This is a genomic window from Streptomyces sp. NPDC111507 (genome assembly GCF_055638955.1).
The window spans coordinates 94900-112626 of the sequence record NZ_JBVKBU010000001.1 but is presented as its reverse complement, the minus strand read 5'-3'; the positions used below and the strand labels follow the sequence as shown (position 1 = coordinate 112626).

General features: G+C 69.0%; 17 protein-coding genes. 8 read left to right on the top strand and 9 right to left on the bottom strand.

From position 1 onward, the window contains the following. Positions 1 to 7: 7 nt before the first annotated feature. Positions 8 to 802, top strand: coding sequence for an HAD family acid phosphatase (locus ACZ7M2_RS00540; RefSeq protein ID WP_471593569.1), 795 nt, complete (start codon positions 8 to 10; stop codon positions 800 to 802). Positions 803 to 816: 14 nt separating this feature from the next. Here ACZ7M2_RS00540 and ACZ7M2_RS00535 read toward each other — a convergent pair whose 3' ends face one another. Then, a complete protein-coding gene (locus tag ACZ7M2_RS00535; RefSeq protein ID WP_471593568.1) occupies positions 817 to 3036 on the bottom strand; it encodes a glycoside hydrolase family 43 protein in 2220 nt (739 codons plus the stop codon). A gap of 235 nt (positions 3037 to 3271) precedes the next feature. Between ACZ7M2_RS00535 and ACZ7M2_RS00530 the strand changes: the two genes are divergently transcribed. Beyond that, positions 3272 to 4429, top strand: a complete 1158-nt coding sequence (locus ACZ7M2_RS00530) for a right-handed parallel beta-helix repeat-containing protein (protein ID WP_471593567.1) — start codon at positions 3272 to 3274, stop codon at positions 4427 to 4429. 107 nt (positions 4430 to 4536) lie between these two features. Here the strand turns inward: ACZ7M2_RS00530 and ACZ7M2_RS00525 are convergent, their stop codons facing one another. The 3 genes from ACZ7M2_RS00525 to ACZ7M2_RS00515 all read right to left on the bottom strand — a co-directional run bounded on the left by ACZ7M2_RS00525 (position 4537) and on the right by ACZ7M2_RS00515 (position 6893). After that, positions 4537 to 5367 (bottom strand): pectate lyase, encoded by an 831-nt coding sequence (locus ACZ7M2_RS00525; RefSeq protein WP_471593566.1) that lies wholly within the window; start codon positions 5365 to 5367, stop codon positions 4537 to 4539. A gap of 99 nt (positions 5368 to 5466) precedes the next feature. Further along, positions 5467 to 6330, bottom strand: coding sequence for a hypothetical protein (locus tag ACZ7M2_RS00520; protein WP_471593565.1), 864 nt, complete (start codon positions 6328 to 6330; stop codon positions 5467 to 5469). Next, positions 6327 to 6893 (bottom strand): SigE family RNA polymerase sigma factor, encoded by a 567-nt coding sequence (locus tag ACZ7M2_RS00515; RefSeq protein ID WP_470054819.1) that lies wholly within the window; start codon positions 6891 to 6893, stop codon positions 6327 to 6329. The genes ACZ7M2_RS00520 and ACZ7M2_RS00515 overlap by 4 nt, the downstream gene beginning before the upstream one ends. Positions 6894 to 7153: 260 nt before the next feature. On the opposite strand from ACZ7M2_RS00515, the gene ACZ7M2_RS00510 reads away from it, so the two are divergent. Next, entirely contained in the window at positions 7154 to 8605 is a 1452-nt protein-coding gene (locus ACZ7M2_RS00510; protein ID WP_471593564.1) for an NCS2 family permease, read from the top strand. Between the two features lie 79 nt (positions 8606 to 8684). Here the strand turns inward: ACZ7M2_RS00510 and ACZ7M2_RS00505 are convergent, their stop codons facing one another. From ACZ7M2_RS00505 to ACZ7M2_RS00495, 3 genes are all read right to left on the bottom strand, one after another. After that, complete coding sequence (locus ACZ7M2_RS00505; RefSeq protein WP_471593563.1) at positions 8685 to 10136, bottom strand: peptidoglycan D,D-transpeptidase FtsI family protein; 1452 nt, start codon at positions 10134 to 10136, stop codon at positions 8685 to 8687. Positions 10137 to 10248: 112 nt separating this feature from the next. Beyond that, positions 10249 to 10719 carry a GNAT family N-acetyltransferase gene (locus ACZ7M2_RS00500; protein WP_471593562.1) on the bottom strand — a complete coding sequence of 157 codons (471 nt, stop codon included), beginning with the start codon at positions 10717 to 10719 and terminating at the stop codon, positions 10249 to 10251. Between the two features lie 3 nt (positions 10720 to 10722). Next, positions 10723 to 11496, bottom strand: a complete 774-nt coding sequence (locus tag ACZ7M2_RS00495) for an IclR family transcriptional regulator (RefSeq protein ID WP_471593561.1) — start codon at positions 11494 to 11496, stop codon at positions 10723 to 10725. A gap of 131 nt (positions 11497 to 11627) precedes the next feature. On the opposite strand from ACZ7M2_RS00495, the gene ACZ7M2_RS00490 reads away from it, so the two are divergent. From ACZ7M2_RS00490 to ACZ7M2_RS00470, 5 genes are all read left to right on the top strand, one after another. Next, on the top strand, positions 11628 to 13157 hold the full coding sequence (locus tag ACZ7M2_RS00490; RefSeq protein ID WP_471593560.1) for an aldehyde dehydrogenase (NADP(+)): 1530 nt from the start codon (positions 11628 to 11630) through the stop codon (positions 13155 to 13157). Between the two features lie 50 nt (positions 13158 to 13207). Further along, positions 13208 to 13816: a DUF1349 domain-containing protein gene (locus tag ACZ7M2_RS00485; RefSeq protein ID WP_054232288.1), complete on the top strand. Its 609-nt coding sequence runs from the start codon at positions 13208 to 13210 to the stop codon at positions 13814 to 13816. Between the two features lie 62 nt (positions 13817 to 13878). Beyond that, positions 13879 to 14385: a GNAT family N-acetyltransferase gene (locus ACZ7M2_RS00480; protein ID WP_471593559.1), complete on the top strand. Its 507-nt coding sequence runs from the start codon at positions 13879 to 13881 to the stop codon at positions 14383 to 14385. Positions 14386 to 14461: 76 nt separating this feature from the next. Further along, on the top strand, positions 14462 to 15181 hold the full coding sequence (locus tag ACZ7M2_RS00475; RefSeq protein ID WP_471593558.1) for a DsbA family oxidoreductase: 720 nt from the start codon (positions 14462 to 14464) through the stop codon (positions 15179 to 15181). 115 nt (positions 15182 to 15296) lie between these two features. Next, positions 15297 to 16346, top strand: coding sequence for an aminotransferase class V-fold PLP-dependent enzyme (locus ACZ7M2_RS00470; protein WP_471593557.1), 1050 nt, complete (start codon positions 15297 to 15299; stop codon positions 16344 to 16346). Positions 16347 to 16392: 46 nt separating this feature from the next. Here the strand turns inward: ACZ7M2_RS00470 and thpD are convergent, their stop codons facing one another. Both thpD and ACZ7M2_RS00460 read right to left on the bottom strand, forming a co-directional pair. After that, positions 16393 to 17304 carry an ectoine hydroxylase gene (gene thpD / locus ACZ7M2_RS00465; protein WP_471593556.1) on the bottom strand — a complete coding sequence of 304 codons (912 nt, stop codon included), beginning with the start codon at positions 17302 to 17304 and terminating at the stop codon, positions 16393 to 16395. 6 nt (positions 17305 to 17310) lie between these two features. Continuing rightward, a complete protein-coding gene (locus ACZ7M2_RS00460; protein WP_352048511.1) occupies positions 17311 to 17715 on the bottom strand; it encodes an ectoine synthase in 405 nt (134 codons plus the stop codon). Between the last annotated feature and the right edge of the window lie 12 nt (positions 17716 to 17727).

Here is a 17727-nt window from a genome sequence, read left to right as displayed (position 1 = left end):
AGAATCCATGCGGAAGTCCCTCAGAGCGGCAGCCATCGCGGCCGCTTGTGCCGTCGCCGGCGGAGCCCTCTACGGCACGGGCGTCGCCACGGCCGGCCAGTCGACGGCCAACTCGACCCACGAGCCCTACAACATCGGGCTCCTGGTCAAGGACATCGACACCTACTACGGCGCCACGCTCGACAGCAACGGCGTGTACCAGGCGTCCAAGGACAGCCAGTACGCCAAGGACCTGTCGCGCCTGGAGTCGGACGCCAAGCGCTACATCGACAGGGCGGCGCACAAGGCGAAGCACCGGGGCGAGAAGCCCGCGGTCGTCTTCGACATCGACGACACGCTGCTGCTCTCCCTCGACTACGAGAAGAAGACCAACTACACGTACAACTCGGCCTCCTGGGCCGCGTACGTGGCCCGGGCCGACCGTCCGGCGGTCTTCGGCACCCTCGAACTCGTCGCGTACGCCAAGTCCAGGGGCGTCGAGGTCTTCTACAACTCGGGCCTGAAGGAGTCGCAGCGCGTCGACGCGGTCACGAACCTGAAGAAGGTCGGCGCCGACATCAACCTCGACGCCGCCCACATGTTCCTCAAGGACGCGGCCAACCCGCCGGCCTACCTGAGCGCCTGCGCCACGGCCGCCGCCTGGAACTGCACCACCGTGCAGTACAAGTCCGGCACCCGTCAGCACATCGAGTCCCTCGGGTACGACATCGTCGCCAACTTCGGCGACCAGTACTCCGACCTCGACGGAGGCTACGCCGACAAGACGTTCAAGCTTCCGAACCCGACGTACTTCGTCAGCTAGTACTCAGGCAGCACTCAGGACTTGGTCCGCACGGGGCGGATCGACTCCAGGGTCGGCACCACCGGTTCGATCGTTCCGTCGGCCGCGAACTTCATGCGGTCGATCGTGGTCTCCCGGTGCGTGCCGTCCCCGCCGGCCTTCCCGGGGCCGTTCAGGGCGAACCGGTGGTAGACGATGTACCAGTCGTCGGTGCCGGGGACGTTCACCACGGAGTGGTGTCCGGTGCCCTTGATGCCGTACTCCGGGCGCTTGGACAGGATCGTGCCCCGCTTGGTCCACGGACCGAGCGGGGACGGTCCGGTCGCGTAGGCGACGTGGTAGTTCTCGCTGCGGGTGTCGTCCTCGGACCACATGAAGTAGTACGTGCCCCGCCGCTTGACGACGAAGGATCCCTCACGGAAGTCGGGCTGCGTGATGTCCCGCACCTGCGAGGCGTCGAACGACACCATGTCGGCGTTCAGCGGCACCACGTATCCGTGGCCGTTGCCCCAGTACAGATACGACTGACCGTCGTCGTCCGTGAACACCGCCGGGTCGATCATCTGGCCCGTCAACAGGCCCTTGGCCACCAGGGGCTTGCCCAGCGCGTCCTTGAAGGGACCGGCCGGGGAGTCGGCCACCGCCACGCCGATCTGTTGCTCCGCACAGAAGTAGAAGTAGTACTTGCCATCGCGTTCGGCGATCGCCGGGGCCCAGGCGTTCTTGTCCGCCCAGGACACATCGGGTCCCAGGTCCAGGATCACACCGTGGTCCTTCCAGTGGACCAGGTCCTTCGAGGAGTACGCCTTGAAGCTCGTCCCGCTCCAGCCCGCGTAGCCGTCCGTCGTCGGATAGATCCAGTACTGGCCGTTCAGGTAATGGACGTCCGGGTCGGCGTTGAGGCCGGGCAGGACCGGGCTGCGGGTGGGTACCGCCTCCACCGTCCAGGTCCGGATCGTCCCGTCCGGGGCCGTCACGGTGTACGTGCGCGGGGTGCGGAAGTCCCGGTGTGTGCCCGAGGCCGGGCTGACCTTCGCGCCCGCGCCGACCGTGAGGGTGGGGGCCAGGTGCCTGAGGTCCGCGTCCGGCTTCATCGGCAGGACGACCTTCGAGGCCGACTCGGTGACGATCGCATACCCCTTCTGGCCCTTCGCGGTCGCGTCCACGACCGAGGTGCCGGTCACCGGGTAGGCGGCCAGCAGGCGGTCGTACTCCGCCTGGGTCACGGGCATCACCGTGCCGTGCCGGGGGCTCGCGGGCAGCTGGTAGTTCGTCGACATGGTCCACTTGCCCGAGTCGAGGTCGGTCGTCTCGAAGGGGACGTAACCGCGGCTGCCGTACTCGTCGATGAACAGGTACCACTTGTTCTCGGTGTTGGACTTGAAGACCGTCGGGCCCTCGCCGCGGTCGATCGAGCCGCTGCCGATGCAGTCGGAGACGAAGTCGTACTTGGTGTTCGTCAGGGAGGTCGACTTCTCGCCGGTGATGAACTTCGAGCAGGGGCTGGAGGAGCTGGGATCGCGCTCGTCCTTGGTGTAACGGTAGTAGCTGCCCTTGTTCTTGATGACCGTCGAGTCGATCACCGAGTAGCCCGGGTCGTCCCAGACCTTCGGCTCGCTGAAGGTGCGGAAGTCCTTCGTGGTGGCGTACAGCATCTTGTTGTACGTCGATCCGGTGTGGTCCGGGTCGTCGTCGGCGTACAGCTTGGACGCCCAGAAGACGACGTACTCACCGAGCGAGTCGTCCCAGTAGGCCTCCGGCGCCCAGGTGTTGCCCGCGTTGTCGGGGGCCACCTTCACCAGGCGCTGGTCGGTCCAGTGCACCAGGTCGGTGGACTCCCAGATCATGATGGACCTGCTGCCGTGCCGCTGCACGTAGTCCCAGCTGCCGCTGGAGTTCTGGTACATCTTCAGGTCGGTGGCGATGAGGAAGAACTTGTCACCCTTGGGGGAGCGGATCACGAAGGGATCGCGCAGCCCCTTCTCGCCGACGGTGGAGGTCAGAACGGGATTGCCCGCGTTCAACTCCCGCCAGTGCAGCGGGTCGTTACCGCGGCTCAGGGCGTAGCGGATCTGCTCGCCGTCGGCCGTGCCCTCGCCGGTGAAGTAGGCGAAGAGATAGCCGGCGTACTTCGGTTCGTTCACGTGCGATGCTCCCGATGGTGACGGTGACGCGGGGCTCGGTGGGGCGGCCAGCAGGCCCAGGAGGAGCGCGAGGACGGGGATCAGGAGCGCGCGGGCGGTGCGGCGTCGCATGACACATCCTGTCGGAGTCTGGTGGATTCTGTTGGGGAGGCGCTCTCGGAGTGTTGCCAGTGGGGGACAGCGCGTCAATTGATGAAGGCGGCATGACGGCCGGCGAAAGTTTCGACCTTTTTCGTGAGCCCCCGGCAACGTTTCCCGCCACCGCGGCGACCAGGGAGCAGAAGCGGGCCGGGGCGGCCCCTCCGGCCCGCTTCGTCTCCCGTCCCTTGAGGAAAGGAACGCCCCCGTGCTTCTGAGCACCGGACGCCACCGCAGGACCCGTACGCTCTCGATCGCCGCGGCGGTGGCCGTCGCCGCGGGGGCGGGTGGCGTCTACCTCGGCCTCGCGAGCAACGGCTCGGCGCAGGCCGCCGCCACCACGGTCACCGTCTCCACCACCGCGCAGCTCGAGACGGCCGTCGCCCAGGCCGCCGCGGGCACGACCATCCAGGTGCGCGGCGGCACGTACTACCCGACAGCCACGCTGAAGTCGACGGCGAACGGCACCGGTTCCACGCGGATCACGCTCACCGCGTACGGCAGCGAGAAGGTGAAGATCGACGGTTCCAAGCTGGCCGCCGGTTCCTGGCTGGCGGGGATCTACGGCGACTACTGGACCGTCCAGAACATCACCTGGCAGAACTCGCCCGCCCAGGGCTTGGTCGCCACCTCCTCCGTCGGCGGCGTCTTCAAGAACCTCGTCACCGCGAACAACGGAGACTCGGGCTTCACGCTGCGCGGCGACGGCACGACCGACAACCTCGTGCAGAACCTGGACAGTTACGGCAACTACGACGCCGCGAACCACGGCCAGAACGCCGACGGCATCGCCATCAAGTTCGGCTCCGGCACCGGCAACAAGGTCACCGGCGCGCGCCTCTACAACAACGCGGACGACGGCCTCGACCTCTGGCAGTTCTCCTCGCCGATCACCATCGAGCACTCGTGGTCGTACGGGAACGGCAAGAACCGCTGGAACGACTCCGCCTTCGAGGGCAACGGCAACGGCTTCAAGCTCGGCGGCGGCGGGGCCTCGGTCGCCCATGTCGTGAACAACGACGCCGCCTGGGACAACGCGGGCAACGGCTTCACCGAGAACTCCAACACAGGGGCCATCGTGCTCAACCGCAACACCGCCTACGCCAACACCGACGCGGGCTTCTACTTCGCGACGGGCAAGGCGCGGCTCGCCAGGAACCTCGCGGTGAGCAACAAGGGCGGCCTGGACAAGCTCGGTTCCGCCACGGTCTCCGCGGCCAACAACTGGGACAGCGGCACCTCGACGCCGTCCTTCAGGTCGACGGACGCGACCACGGCGTACGGTGCCCGCTCGTCGAGCGGTTCGCTGCCGACGACCACGTTCCTGACGACGGGCTCGACGACCATCGGCTCGACCATGAACTGACGTACTCGCGTACTGACGTACGAGGGAAAGAGAACGCCCCCGCCGGTCGTCACCGGCGGGGGCGTTCCTCTGACTGGCTCCGAGGGGGGCTCAGGCCAGCAGATCCCTTACTTGTACGTGATGTCAGATGACGAGAACTTGCAGAAGGTTCCGTCCGCGCCGGTGCCGAGCTCGGTGGGCTCCTTGCCGCTGCTGTTGCCCTTGAAGCGCACGCAGGTCTTGAGCTTCTTCTTGGTGTCGCCGGTGACACGGATCTTCGACAGCGTCGCCGTGTCGCCGAAGTTGGAGTTGATACCGACCAGCGCCTTGCCCGGGGCGGTCGCGTCGATGTCGCTGAGCACGATCGTGCGCTTGACTTGCGTCTTGCAGTTGCCGCAGGAGCGCGCCAGCTTGCCGAAGTTCTCCACGTGGAAGCCGGTGACGGAGAGCGTGCCGGCGCCGTTGAACTGGAACACCTTGTCGGAGGCCTTCTGCGCGCCACCGCCGACCACGTTGTACTTCGCGGACGATGCCTTGCCCTTGAAGGTGGCCGCGTCCTCGCCGACATCCAGCCACCACACGTTCTGCAACGTGCAGCTGCCCAGGCAGTGCACGCCGTCGGCGGCCGGGGTGCCGATGATGACGTTCTTGAGGACCGCGCCGTCCTTGAGCTCGAAGATCGGGCCCTGGTTCTCCGACTGGTCGGAGGTGCCGAGGGAACCGCTGCCGAAGAACTTCGTCAGCTTGCCGTCGTAGGTGCCCGAGACCGGGATCGTCTTCGAGACGGCCTTGCTGCCCTTGGCCGTCGGCCAGACGGAGCTCGCCCCCGCGGTGCTCAGCATCGACGTCGTGACGAGCGCGGCCCCGGTGATGCCGAGTGCGATGACCCCACCGATCACGGACCGCCGCCCGGTGAGACGGCGACGGTGCCGGACGCGCTGTTCAACTCGTGCAGTCATGAGGCGGATTTCCTTGCGGGGAGGGGACGTGTTCGTCTCCTGGTCGCCGCAGGTGAGGAAAGGGTTGCCGCCGTCCGCAGGTTTTTTCGAGGCGATTTTCTACGAGTCGCCGTCGGTGCCGCTCGCGGCGGCGAAGTCACCCGCCACCGAGAGCGTCCCGTCCGCGCTCCTCGCGACCGCCGAGTAGCGGTCGTCCTTGGCGTCCCGGCCGCCGCGGGTGTGGTTGTACTGGCCCGCGAACACCCACTGGCCGGCCGCGAGGGTGTGGCCGTCCTTGAGCACCCAGGTGTAGACGAGGAAGCCGTTCTTCTCGGTGACCGTCGTCGTGAAGTCGCTCTCGGGTGCCGAGCGCCAGGAGCCCGCGTCGCTGACCCCGCCGGTCTGCCTGATCTTCAACTCGACGGTGAGCGAGGTGAGTTCGCCGGCGTTCTTCAGGGTCACATCGCTCTGCGCCCAGAAGTCGTTGCTGTGCGGATCGACCGAGCCGTCGAACCACAGCGAGCCGTCCTGGTTGCCTGTGGCGGGCGCCTTGGGAGCGGCGGGCGAGGAGTGCGCGGCCGAGGGGGTGCCCGAGGGAGAGGCGCTCGCCTTCCCGGACGGCTTCGAGGCACCCGAGGTGTGCGAGGGGTGCGGCACGACGGGTGCGCGGCTCGTCGCGTCCGGGGAGACGACCGGGCTCGGCGAGACCGCGACCGTCTGCTGCGGCGGGTTGTTCTCCTGCACCGCCGCGGCCACCCAGTAACCGCCGACCGCGAGGACGCCCGCCACCGCGGCCGTGGCGCCGACGATCCGTCCCCAGCCGAGCACCGGCGGACGCGCCGCGCGCCGGGGACGACGCTCGGCGGCGCCGGACATCCCGCGCTCGACCCGGGCCAGGATGCGCGCGCGGTCGGGCTCGTGCGCCTCGGCCGCCTCGTGCAGCCCGGCGCGCAGCTCGTCGTGCACGTCCTGCGCCTTCCTCATCGGTCCCTTCCTCCGGCTCCACCCGTGGGCAGCACACTCGCGTGCACCCGCATCGGGGCCTCTTCGGTGCCGAGGAGCCGCTTCAGTTCGGCCATGCCCTTCGACGTCTGGGACTTAACCGTACCCACGGAAACACCGAGGGCGAGCGCCGTGTCCTTTTCCGAGAGGTCGAAAGCGTGCCGAAGCACGACACATGCGCGCTTACGGAACGGCAGCCGGCGCAGCGCCTCCTGGACGTCGATCTTCCCCGCTATGTCGGGGTTCTCGGTCTTGTCCTCGCGCTGCGACCAGAACAGTGTGATCCGTCTGCGCTCGCGCACCGCGCTGCGGATCCGGGTGCGGGCCAGGTTCGCGACGACACCGCGGGCGTACGCCACCGGGTGGTCGGCCGCGCGCACCCGGTCCCAGCGGTGCCACAGCGCGAGCAGCGCGTCGGCCGCCAGATCGTCGGCGGCGTCCGCCTCTCCGGTCAACAGATGGGCGAAGCGGGCGAGTTCGGCGTGGTGCCGCTCGAAGAAGGCGTGGAACTCCACGGAGGCTGCGTCGTCGACGACAGTGCCCACGGCTACCTCTCCTTGCTGCGGCTTGTGAGCAACCGGTGCGGGTGCGTGCGTATACGGCCCCCGTGCGCCACCCGTGAAGGAATGGTGCCCCTGTGGGGCGAGATGCGTGAGCGTACCAGCGATGCGTACAGGGCTTCGAACAGCGTATGGCTGGCCGAACTCGATTCCGTAACACGGCGAAAACCTGAAAGCGGTTCAACGCGGGAACAATCCAGCCAGCATCCGCACACCCAGCACGCAGGCCACAAGGAGTAGCAGTCATGTCCGAAACCCAGAAGGTGGCCGACCGGCCAAGTGCCGTGCCACCAGCGGCGAACAGCGTCGACCGGTTCTTCAGGATCTCCGAACGGGGCTCCACCTTCGGCCGGGAGATACGCGGCGGATTCGCCACGTTCTTCACCATGGCCTACATCCTTGTCCTGAACCCGATCATCCTCGGCAGCGCCAAGGACAAGTTCGGCCACCAGCTCGACAGCGGCCAACTCGTCACGGCCACCGCCCTGGTGGCCGCGGTGATGACCGTCATCATGGGTGTGGGTGGCAATCTGCCCCTCGCGATCGCCGCGGGCCTCGGTCTGAACGCCGTCGTCGCCTTCCAGATCGCCCCGTTGATGAGCTGGCCCGACGCGATGGGCCTGGTGGTCATCGAAGGCGTGATCATCTGCGTACTGGTCCTCACCGGACTGCGCGAAGCCGTCATGAACGCCATCCCGCAACCGCTGAAGCACGCCATCGGTGTGGGCATCGGACTCTTCATCGCCTTCATCGGCTTCGTGGACGCCGGTTTCGTCAGCCGCATCCCGGACGTCGCGAACACCACCGTGCCGGTGCAGTTGGGCGCGACCGGTTCGCTGACCGGCTGGCCCGTGCTGGTCTTCTGTCTCGGTGTGCTGCTCACCATCGGACTGATGGCACGCAAGGTCAAGGGCGCCATCCTGATCAGCATCGTGACGATGACCGTGATCGCCGTGATCATCAACTCGGCCGCCGACATCAAGAGTTGGGGCCTGACCACGCCGAAGATCCCCTCCGACGTGGTGGCCACCCCGGACTTCGGTCTCGTCGGACACTTCAGTCTGTTCGGTGGCTTCGGCGAGACCGGCGCCCTGACCGTCGTCCTGCTGATCTTCACCCTGATCCTGTCGGACTTCTTCGACGCCATGGGCACGATCGTCGGCATCAGCGCCGAGGCCGGACTGCTCGACGAGGAGGGCAAGGTGCCCGGCATCGGCCGGGTGCTGTTCATCGACGGCGCCGCGGCCGTCGCGGGCGGCGCGGCCTCCGCCTCCTCCAACACCGCCTACATCGAGTCCGCGGCCGGCGTCGGCGAGGGCTCGCGCACCGGCTTCTCGAACCTGATCACCGGCGGCATGTTCGCCCTCGCCCTGTTCCTGACCCCGCTGCTCACCATCGTCCCGCTCCAGGCGGCGGCCCCCGCTCTGGTCGCGGTCGGCTTCCTGATGATGACGCAGGTCAAGCACATCGAATGGGACAGCTACGAGATCGCGATCCCCGCGTTCCTGACCATCGCGGCGATGCCGTTCACCTACTCGATCACCAACGGCATCGGGGCCGGCTTCGTCGCCTACGTCGTGATCAAGGCGGTGCTCGGCAAGATCCGTGAGGTCCACTGGCTGCTGTGGGCCGTGTCGGCGCTGTTCCTGGTGTACTTCGCGATCGATCCGGTGAGGCAGCTGTTCGGCGTGAAGTGACCGTACGGCAGTGAAGCGACCGCACGAAGGAAGGGCCGCCCCCAGGGGTGCGGGGCGGCCCTCCGTCGTGCGCGGTACGTCAGTTCTTCAGCGCCGCCCGCATCATGGCCTTGGCCACGGGCGCCGCCAGGCCGTTGCCGCTGACCTCGGACCTCGCCGCGTCGGACTGCTCGACGATGACCGCCACGGCGACCTCCTTGCCGTTCGAGTCGGACTTCGCGTACGACGTGAACCAGGCGTACGGCGTCTTGCTGTTCTTCTCGCCGTGCTGGGCTGTACCCGTCTTGCCGCCCACGGTCGCGCCGGAGATCTTCGCGTTCGTGCCCGTGCCCTCGGTGACGACCGTCTGCATCGCGGACTGGAGCTGCTCCGCGGTGGTGGAGCTGACAATCTCCTTGGTCTGGGTACTGTCGTCGTAGCCCTTCACCACATTGCCGCTCGCGTCACTGGTCTGCGACACCATGTGCGGTGAGACCAGCTTGCCGCCGTTGGCGATGGCGGCCGACACCATGGCCATCTGCAGCGGGGTCGCCGTGACGTCGTACTGGCCGATGCCGGTCAGCGCGGTGGACGACTTGTCCATGTTCGAGGGGTAGACGCTCGAGTACGCCCGCACCGGCACGTCCTGCGCGCTGTCGTTGAAGCCGAACTTCTCCGCCATCGCCTTGACCTTGTCCTGCCCGAGGTCGACGGCCATCTTCGCGAAGACGTTGTTGCACGAGTACTGCAGCGCCACCCGGATCGGGGCGTTCTTGCAGGGCGCGGAGGCGCTCTCGTTCGACAGGTCGGTCCTCGTGTTCGGCAGTGTGTACGGGTTCGGGCTGTCCGTGCCGGCGTCCACGTTCTTGTACAGCCCGTCCTCCAGCGCCGCCGCCGCGACCACCAGTTTGAACGTCGATCCCGGGGGCAGCGGCTGGCGCAGCGCCCGGTTGGTCATCGGCTTGTCCGCGTCCTTCGTCAGCTTCGTCCAGGCGGCGGAGTCACCGGTGCTGAGCTGTGTGGGGTCGTACGACGGAGTGGAGACCACCGCGAGGATCTTGCCGTTCGTCGGGTCGATCGCGACGGCCCCGCCCTTCTTGCTGCCGAGCGCCGCGTACGCCGCCTTCTGCACGTCCGGGTCGATGGTCGTGACCACGTCACCAGGGCTGGCGCGCTTGTTGGTGACCGTGTCGAGGGGGTTCTTCAGCTGGTTGTCCGTACCGTCGAGCAGGCCCTGGTAGACGCCCTCCAGCTGGGTCGCCCCGAACACCTGGGAGCTGTAGCCCGTGACCGCCGCGTACAGGCTGCCGTCCGTGTACGTCCGCTTGTACTTGAGGTCGCTGCCCTTCGTCTGCGCGGAGCCGGTGATCGCCCGGCCGGCCACGATGATGTTCCCGAGCGGGTTCGCGTACTGCTCGATCGCGTTCCGTCGGTTGTTCTTGTTCTCCGCGAGTGCCTTGCCGTCGTAGAACTGCACCCAGGTCGCCCTGACCAGCAGGGAGAGCACGAGCAGCAGAGTGAAGACGGCGGCACGCCTGATCGTCTTGTTCATCCCGCTCAGAAGGACGAGCGGAAGGGAGCGAATCGTTCCCTTCCGCCCGCACTTCTCATGCGCCGTTCATGAAGTCCGGCTCAGATGAAGTCCGGCTCGGATGAAGTCCGGCTCAGCCCTCCAGGGTGAGCACGACCTCGTCCGTGTCCTCGCCGCGCGCGTGCGCGTACCCCCGGTCGCTCGCGGTGACCCGGAACCCGCACTTCTCCAGAACCCGCCGCGACCCCGCGTTGTCGGTCGCCGCCCGCGCGTGCATCGGGCGTTCGGGCACCTCGGCCAGCAGGTCCCGCAGCGCGGCCGTCGCGATGCCCCGGCCCCAGTACGCCCGGTCGATCCAGTAGGTGACCTCGCGCTCACCGGGCTCCCCGTACACCGCGGCGCTGCCCACGACATCGCCGTCCGCGAGGATCGTGCGCAGCACGGCGGACGAGGCGCGGATACGCTTCCAGTGGGCGTCGAAGGCGTCACGGTCGGCCGGATCCCTGGGAGTGAACGCGGCCATCCGGAGGGACTCGGGGTCGTTCATCTGCCGGTAGAAGACCGGCAGATCGCTGTCGTGGACCGGGCGGAGCGCGACTTCCATGGTTCAGAGCCTCCGGGTGGCGAGCGTCAGCCGGTCGCGGGCGTCGAACAGGGCGTCCTTGACCATCTGTTCGTGGGCGGGGGTGAGCCGGGCCACCGGGACCGAGCAACTGATCGCGTCCCGGGCGGGAGTGCGGTAGGGGATCGCGACGCCGAAACAGCGCAGCCCCAGCGTGTTCTCCTCACGGTCCACGGCGAAGCCCTGATCCCGGACCTGGTGCAGCTCCTCGATGAGCTTCTCCCGGTCGGTGATCGTGTGCTCGGTCAGAGCGGGGAGCGTCTCGGGCAGCATCTTGCGGACCTGCTCGTCGGTGTGGGTGGCGAGCAGCGCCTTGCCTAGCGAGGTCGAGTGCGCGGGGAGCCGTCGGCCCACCCGGGTGAAGGGGCGCAGGTAGTGCTGCGACTGGCGGGTGGCCAGATACACGACGTTCGTGCCGTCCAGACGCGCCAGGTGGATGGTCTCCGTGGTGTCGTCGGAGAGCCGGTCCAGGGTCGGGCGGGCCGCGGCGACCACCTCGTCGCCGTCGATGTACGAGGTGCCGACCAGCAGCGCCCGTACGCCGATGCCGTAGCGCGTGCCCGTCGCGTCCGTCTCGACCCAGCCGAGCTCCACGAGGGTGCGCAGCAGCATGTAGAGGCTGGATTTCGGATAACCGACGGCCTCCTGGACCGAGGCCAGGGAGTGCATACCGGGCCGGCCCGCGAAGTACTCGAGCAATTCCACGGTCCGTACCGCGGACTTGACCTGCGCTCCGCCGCCTGTCTCGCCTGCCGACATCGCCCTTGACCCCCTCGTTCGACGGGAAATAGTCTCCGCATCATATTCACCATCAGAGACAGCGTTCAGTATATCGAACACCGCTGGTGGGTGAGACAAGAACTGCGGCATTACATCTGGAGGGACCCGCGGTGGCAGCAGCACCAGTCTGGAGTGTCGACCCCCGTACCGGGAAGCAGCGCGAGCAGGTTGCGGTGGAGGCCACGGCCCAGGAGGTCGACGAGGCCGTCCGCGCCGCGCACGCCGCCCGGGGAGCCCTCGTCGACCGCACCGTGCGCGCGGCCTTCCTGAGGACCGCCGCGGACCTGCTCGAAGCGGCCAAGGAGCAGCTCGTCGAGGCCGCCGACGCGGAGACCGCGCTCGGCCCGGTACGGCTCACCGGCGAACTCGCCCGCACCTGCTACCAGCTGCGGGCCTTCGGCGGCATCGTCGACGAGGGCGCGTTCCTCGACATCGTCATCAACCACCCCGACGACACGGCGACCCCGCCGATCCCGGACCTGCGCCGCTACAAGGTGCCGCTGGGTGTCGTCGCCGTCTACTCCGCCTCCAACTTCCCCTTCGCCTTCTCCGTCGCGGGCGGTGACACCGCGAGCGCGCTGGCCGCCGGCTGCCCGGTCGTGGTCAAGGCCCACCCCGACCACCCGGCGCTCTCCGAGCTGGTCGCGGCCGTACTGCGCCGGGCCGCCGCCCGGCACGACATCCCGGGCGGGGTCGTCGGCCTCGTGCACGGCTTCGAGGCGGGCGTCGAACTCGTCAAGCACCCGCTGGTCGCGGCGGCCGGGTTCACCGGCTCCGTCCGCGGCGGCCGTGCCCTGTTCGACGCGGCGGCCGCGCGCCCCGCGCCGATCCCCTTCCACGGCGAACTGGGCTCCCTCAACCCCGTCGTGATCACCGAGGCCGCGGCGGCCGAGCGCGCCGAGGCGATCGGCGCCGGGCTCGCGGGCTCGATGACGTTGGGCGTCGGCCAGTTCTGCGTGAAGCCGGGCCTGGTCCTGGCGCCCGCGGGCGCGGCGGGCGACCGCCTGGTGAAGTCCCTGACCGACGCCGTCAGCGACACCGACGCGGGCGTCCTCCTGGACCACCGCATGCGCGACAACTTCATCGCGGGTGTCGCCGAGCGCGCCGGGCTCCCCGGCGTCGAGAGCCCGGTGACCCCGGGCTCGGGCGGCGAGCACACGGTGAGCCCCGGCTTCCTGACCGTGCCCGCGCAGAAGCTCGCCACCGAGGGCGAGCACGACCTGCTCCTGGAGGAGTGCTTCGGCCCGCTCACGGTCGTCGCCCGCTACGAGGACGAGTCCGAGGCCAGCGCGGTCCTCTCGCGCCTTCCCGGCAACCTCACCGCGACCGTGCAGTTGTCGGAGGAGGAGGCGGCGGGCGAAGGCCGCGGCGCGGAGATCCTCGCCGAACTGACGCCGCTCGCCGGGCGCGTCCTGGTCAACGGCTGGCCCACCGGTGTCGCCGTCGCCCCGGCCCAGCACCACGGCGGTCCCTACCCGGCGACGACGTCGACCTCGACGTCGGTCGGCGGTACGGCGATCGAGCGCTGGCTGCGGCCGGTGGCGTACCAGAACGCGCCGGAGGCGCTGCTGCCGCCGGAGCTGCGGGACGACAACCCGCTGGCGTTGCCGCGACGCTACGACGGTCACCTGGAGCGGTAGCGCTCCGCGCCTCTTTCGGGGCGGGGCGGTGGGCCTGAGAGGATGGGCGAATGGACGTCGAACTTCCCGAACTTCCTTTCCCCCTCCGTACCTACGGGCCTGATGGGCACTGGTCGCACGAGGACGGCATACTCACCGGCTGGGCGGGCCCCCGCCAGGACCGCTTCGTACCGCCCACCGACGAGGCACTGGACCCCGCCTCCGACGCGCCTCGTCTCCTCGGGGCGCCGGAGGGGGACTTCCAGCTGATCGCCCGCGTCACGGTCGGCTTCGGCGCGGCCTTCGACGCGGGGGTCCTCTACGTCCATGTGGGGGAGCGGGCCTGGGCGAAGCTCTGCCTGGAGTACTCCCCGGACGTGCCCACCGTCTGCACGGTGGTCACCCGGGGGCACTCCGACGACGCCAACTCCTTCACCGTGGACGGCAGTTCCGTCTGGCTGCGGATCAGCCGCACGGGTCGGGCCTTCGCCTTCCACGCCTCCCGCGACGGCAAGCGCTGGACGTTCATCCGGCTCTTCACCCTGGGCGAGGAGAAGGAGACGTCCGCCGCGCTCGTCGGCTTCATGACGCAGTCGCCGATGGGGGAGGGATGCGTGGTGACGTACGACGGCATCGAGTTCCGCCCGAACTGGCCCAAGGACCTGAGAGACGGCAGCTGACCGTGGGAGGGGGCCGGCCGCGCGGCGGGAACCGTGGCCCCCTCCCTCACGTCCTCCGCTGCATGATCAGCAAACCCCGCACCACCGGCCCCCTCGTCATCAGAACCGCGCTGCCCAGCGAGGCCGCCGCCATCGCCGATCTCCATGTCCGCGCCCGTGCGACCTACTACGCGGACGGCCTGCCGGAAGACGGCTTCGACTGGATCGCACGCTGGCGTAGTGCCATCGAGCGCCCCGACGGCCACGTCCTGTGCGCGGTGCGCGACGGACACCTCGTGGGCATCGCCTCCTTCCGCACCGCGGAGGACGCCCCCGCCGACACCGTGAAGCTCTTCCAGTTCCACGTCGCTCCCGACCGCTGGCGCGAAGGCATCGGCACCGCACTGCACACGGCCTGCCTCGAACAGTGGCGGGCCGACGGCAAGCCCACGGCCACCCTCGACGTGCACGTCGACAACGTCCGCGCCCAGGCCTTCTACGCCCGCCAGGGCTGGGTCCCGGACCCGGAGAACCCGCCCGCCGAAGGCGATCACCACCTCTTCCTGCGCTACGCCGTCACCGGGGAATGAAACCGGCCGTTTGAACGTTCACATACTCCAGCCCCGGAGGGGCCCCTATTCGTACGACCTGGAGAGAGCCGAAGACATGCGCGTCGAGATCTGGTCGGATATCGCCTGTCCCTGGTGCTACGTGGGCAAGGCCCGCTTCGAGAAGGCGCTGGACGCCTTCCCGCACCGTGACGAGGTCGAGGTCGTGCACCGCTCCTTCGAGCTGGACCCCGGTCGCGCCAAGGGCGACATCCAGCCCGTACTCAAGATGCTGACCAAGAAGTACGGCATGAATGAGGCACAGGCGCAGGCCGGCGAGGAGAACCTGGGCGCACAGGCCGCCGCCGAGGGCCTGGCGTACCGCACCCGGGACCGCGACCACGGCAACACCTTCGACATGCACCGCCTCCTCCACTTCGCCAAGGAGCGAGGCCGCCAGAACGAACTGATCGGTCTGCTGTACAAGGCGAACTTCGCCGAGGAGCGGACCGTCTTCGACGACGACGAGCGGCTCGTCGAGCTGGCCGTCGCCGCCGGGCTCGACGCCGACGCCTCCCGCGAGGTGCTGGCCGACCCCAAGGCGTACGCCGACGAGGTGCGCGCCGACGAGCGCGAGGCCGCCGAGCTCGGCGCGAACGGCGTGCCGTTCTTCGTCCTGGACCGCAAGTACGGCGTCTCCGGCGCCCAGCCCGCCGAGGTCTTCGCACAGGCCCTGACCCAGGCGTGGGGCGAGCGCCCGCCGCTGAAGCTGATCCAGGACGGTGCCGCCGACGCGGAGGCCTGCGGCCCGGACGGATGCGCCGTACCGCAGCCGTAAGCCGTCCGGCACGGCGGTGAAAGCGCAGGTCGGGGCGGACGTATAAGCGGTCCTTACCGGAACCACGTAAAACTCCGTAATGGACGAGAGGTGCTCAGGGCCGCACAGTGGTCCCATGGAGACCTTCGAGAGCCTCGTACGAGCCGAGTTCGCCCCGAAGAACACCTATCTGAACACCGCCAGCTGCGGACTCCTGCCGGCGCGCACGGTCGAGGCCATGCGCGCCGCCGTCGAGTCCGTCGCCGACGGACGGCCGTCCGACATGTTCGACGACGTGGAGGCCGCCCGCGCCGCGTTCGCCCGGCTGGCCGGGATCCCCGCGGCCCGGGTGGCGGCCGGGGCCTCGGTCGCCGTCTACAGCGGACTGATCGCCGCCTCGCTGCCGCCGGGCGCCGAAGTCCTCACCGCGGAGGACGACTTCAGCTCCGTCGTGAACCCCTTCCACGTCCGTGGCGACCTCAAGCTGCGCGCCGTACCGCTGGAGCGGATCGCCGAGTCCGTACGTCCGGGTACCGCGCTCGTCGCGGTCAGCGCCGCGCAGTCCGCGGACGGGCGGATCGCCGATCTGGCGGGCATCGCCCGGGCCGCGCGCGAGCACGGGGCGCGGACGTACGTCGACGTCTCCCAGGCCGCCGGCTGGCTGCCGATGGAGGCCGACGCGTACGACTTCGTCTCCTCGGTCGCCTTCAAGTGGCTTGTCTGCCCTCGGGGCGTGGCCTTCCTGGTCGTTCCGGAGGATCTCGGCGGGCTCACTCCGGTGTTCGCCGGCTGGGTCGCGGGTGAGGCGCCCTGGGACAGCTGCTACGGCCCGGTGGCGGAACTCGCCCACTCGGCGCGGCGGTTCGACGAGAGCCCCAGCCTCTTCTCGTACGCGGGCGCCCGGCACTCGCTGGAGCTCGTCGAGGAACTGGGCGTGGCGAACGTACGCGCCCATGACCTCGCCCTCGCCGACCGTTTCCGCGCCGGGCTCCAGGGGCTCGGCCACGCGCCGGTGACCGCCCCCGGCTCGCCGATCGTGTCCGTGCCCGGACTCGGCCGACGGCAGCGGGTGCTGAGCGAGGCCGGGGTCGAGGTCTCCGACCGGGCGGGCAACCTGCGCGCGGCCTTCCACCTGTACAACACCCCCGCCGACGTCGACCGACTGCTGGACGTCCTGTCCGGCTGACCCCGACGGGGGCTCCTTCACCCGCGCGGCTGCGACACGCTCGCGGTCACTTCACGGGCGTGAAGTCACGGGCTCCGATGAACTCGGGCCTGCGGACCGGCGCCGCGAACGGCTCCACCGCCGCGTTCTCCACGCTGTTGAACACGATGAAGACGTTGCTGCGCGGGAACGGGGTGATGTTGTCCCCGGAGCCGTGCATGGAGTTGCAGTCGAACCAGGTCGCCGAACCGGGTCGGCCCGTGAAGAGCTTGATGCCGTGCCGGCCGGCGAAGCGGGTCAGCGCCTCGTCGGACGGGGTGCCCGCGTCCTGCATCTGGAGCGACTTCTTGTAGTTGTCCCGCGGGGTGGCTCCCGCACAGCCGAGGAACGTCTTGTGCGACCCCGGCATGATCATGAGGCCGCCGTTGGTGTCGTGGTTCTCGGTCAGCGCGATCGACACGGACACGGTCCGCATGTTCGGCAGTCCGTCCTCGGCGTGCCAGGTCTCGAAGTCCGAGTGCCAGTAGAACCCGCTGGCCCCGAAGCCCGGTTTGACGTTGATCCGCGACTGGTGGACGTAGACGTCCGAGCCGAGGATCTGCCGGGCCCGCCCGACGACCCGCTCGTCGCGTACGAGCGCGGCGAAGACCTCGCTGATCCGGTGCACCTCGAAGACGGACCGGATCTCCTGCGTGGCGGGCTCGACGATCGAGCGCTCGTCCGCGCGGATCGCCGGATCGGTGACCAGCCGCTCCAACTCGGCCCGGTAGAGGGCGACGTCGTCCTCGCCGATCAGCTCCTCGATCGCGAGGAAGCCGTCACGCTCGTACGCCTGGAGGTCGGGCACGGAGAAGGGCCCCGGCGTGCCGGGCGCGCCCCAGACGACCGGGTCCTGGCGGGGGACGGACACCTCGGCGGCGCCGCGGCTGGGGTAGAGATCGGTGACGGTGGTGGGGCTGGTCGTGGTGGTCGTGGTCATGGGGCTTCAGACCTCCTCGGGTTCGGTCAGCAGGGGGTAGACGCCGTTCTCGTCGTGGTCCTCCCGTCCGGTGACGGGCGGATTGAAGACGCAGACGCACCGGAAGTCGGTCTTGGGGCGCATGGTGTGGCGCTCGTGGCCGTCGAGGAGGTACATCGTGCCCGGCGTGATCCAGTGCGTCTCACCGGTCTCGTCGTTGGTCAGCTCGGCCTCGCCCGCCACGCAGAGCACGGCCTCGATGTGGTTCGCGTACCACATCGACGTCTCCGTACCCGCGTACAGGACCGTCTCGTGGAGGGAGAAGCCCACCTTCTCCTTGGCCAGGACGATGCGCTTGCTCTCCCAGGTACCCGTCGCGGCCTTCACATGCCGGTCGGTGCCTTCGATGTCCTTGAGCGAACGGACTATCACGGTGGTGCCGTG

What these genes read in the sequence shown, in the direction of transcription:
- ACZ7M2_RS00540 (WP_471593569.1), top strand. Translation starts at nt 8, where the DNA reads ATGCGGAAGTCCCTCAGAGCGGCAGCCATCGCGGCCGCTTGTGCCGTC.
- ACZ7M2_RS00535 (WP_471593568.1), bottom strand. Translation starts at nt 3,036, where the DNA reads ATGCGACGCCGCACCGCCCGCGCGCTCCTGATCCCCGTCCTCGCGCTC.
- ACZ7M2_RS00525 (WP_471593566.1), bottom strand. Translation starts at nt 5,367, where the DNA reads ATGACTGCACGAGTTGAACAGCGCGTCCGGCACCGTCGCCGTCTCACC.
- ACZ7M2_RS00520 (WP_471593565.1), bottom strand. Translation starts at nt 6,330, where the DNA reads ATGAGGAAGGCGCAGGACGTGCACGACGAGCTGCGCGCCGGGCTGCAC.
- ACZ7M2_RS00510 (WP_471593564.1), top strand. Translation starts at nt 7,154, where the DNA reads ATGTCCGAAACCCAGAAGGTGGCCGACCGGCCAAGTGCCGTGCCACCA.
- ACZ7M2_RS00505 (WP_471593563.1), bottom strand. Translation starts at nt 10,136, where the DNA reads ATGAACAAGACGATCAGGCGTGCCGCCGTCTTCACTCTGCTGCTCGTG.
- ACZ7M2_RS00500 (WP_471593562.1), bottom strand. Translation starts at nt 10,719, where the DNA reads ATGGAAGTCGCGCTCCGCCCGGTCCACGACAGCGATCTGCCGGTCTTC.
- ACZ7M2_RS00495 (WP_471593561.1), bottom strand. Translation starts at nt 11,496, where the DNA reads ATGTCGGCAGGCGAGACAGGCGGCGGAGCGCAGGTCAAGTCCGCGGTA.
- ACZ7M2_RS00485 (WP_054232288.1), top strand. Translation starts at nt 13,208, where the DNA reads ATGGACGTCGAACTTCCCGAACTTCCTTTCCCCCTCCGTACCTACGGG.
- ACZ7M2_RS00480 (WP_471593559.1), top strand. Translation starts at nt 13,879, where the DNA reads ATGATCAGCAAACCCCGCACCACCGGCCCCCTCGTCATCAGAACCGCG.
- ACZ7M2_RS00475 (WP_471593558.1), top strand. Translation starts at nt 14,462, where the DNA reads ATGCGCGTCGAGATCTGGTCGGATATCGCCTGTCCCTGGTGCTACGTG.
- ACZ7M2_RS00470 (WP_471593557.1), top strand. Translation starts at nt 15,297, where the DNA reads ATGGAGACCTTCGAGAGCCTCGTACGAGCCGAGTTCGCCCCGAAGAAC.
- thpD (WP_471593556.1), bottom strand. Translation starts at nt 17,304, where the DNA reads ATGACCACGACCACCACGACCAGCCCCACCACCGTCACCGATCTCTAC.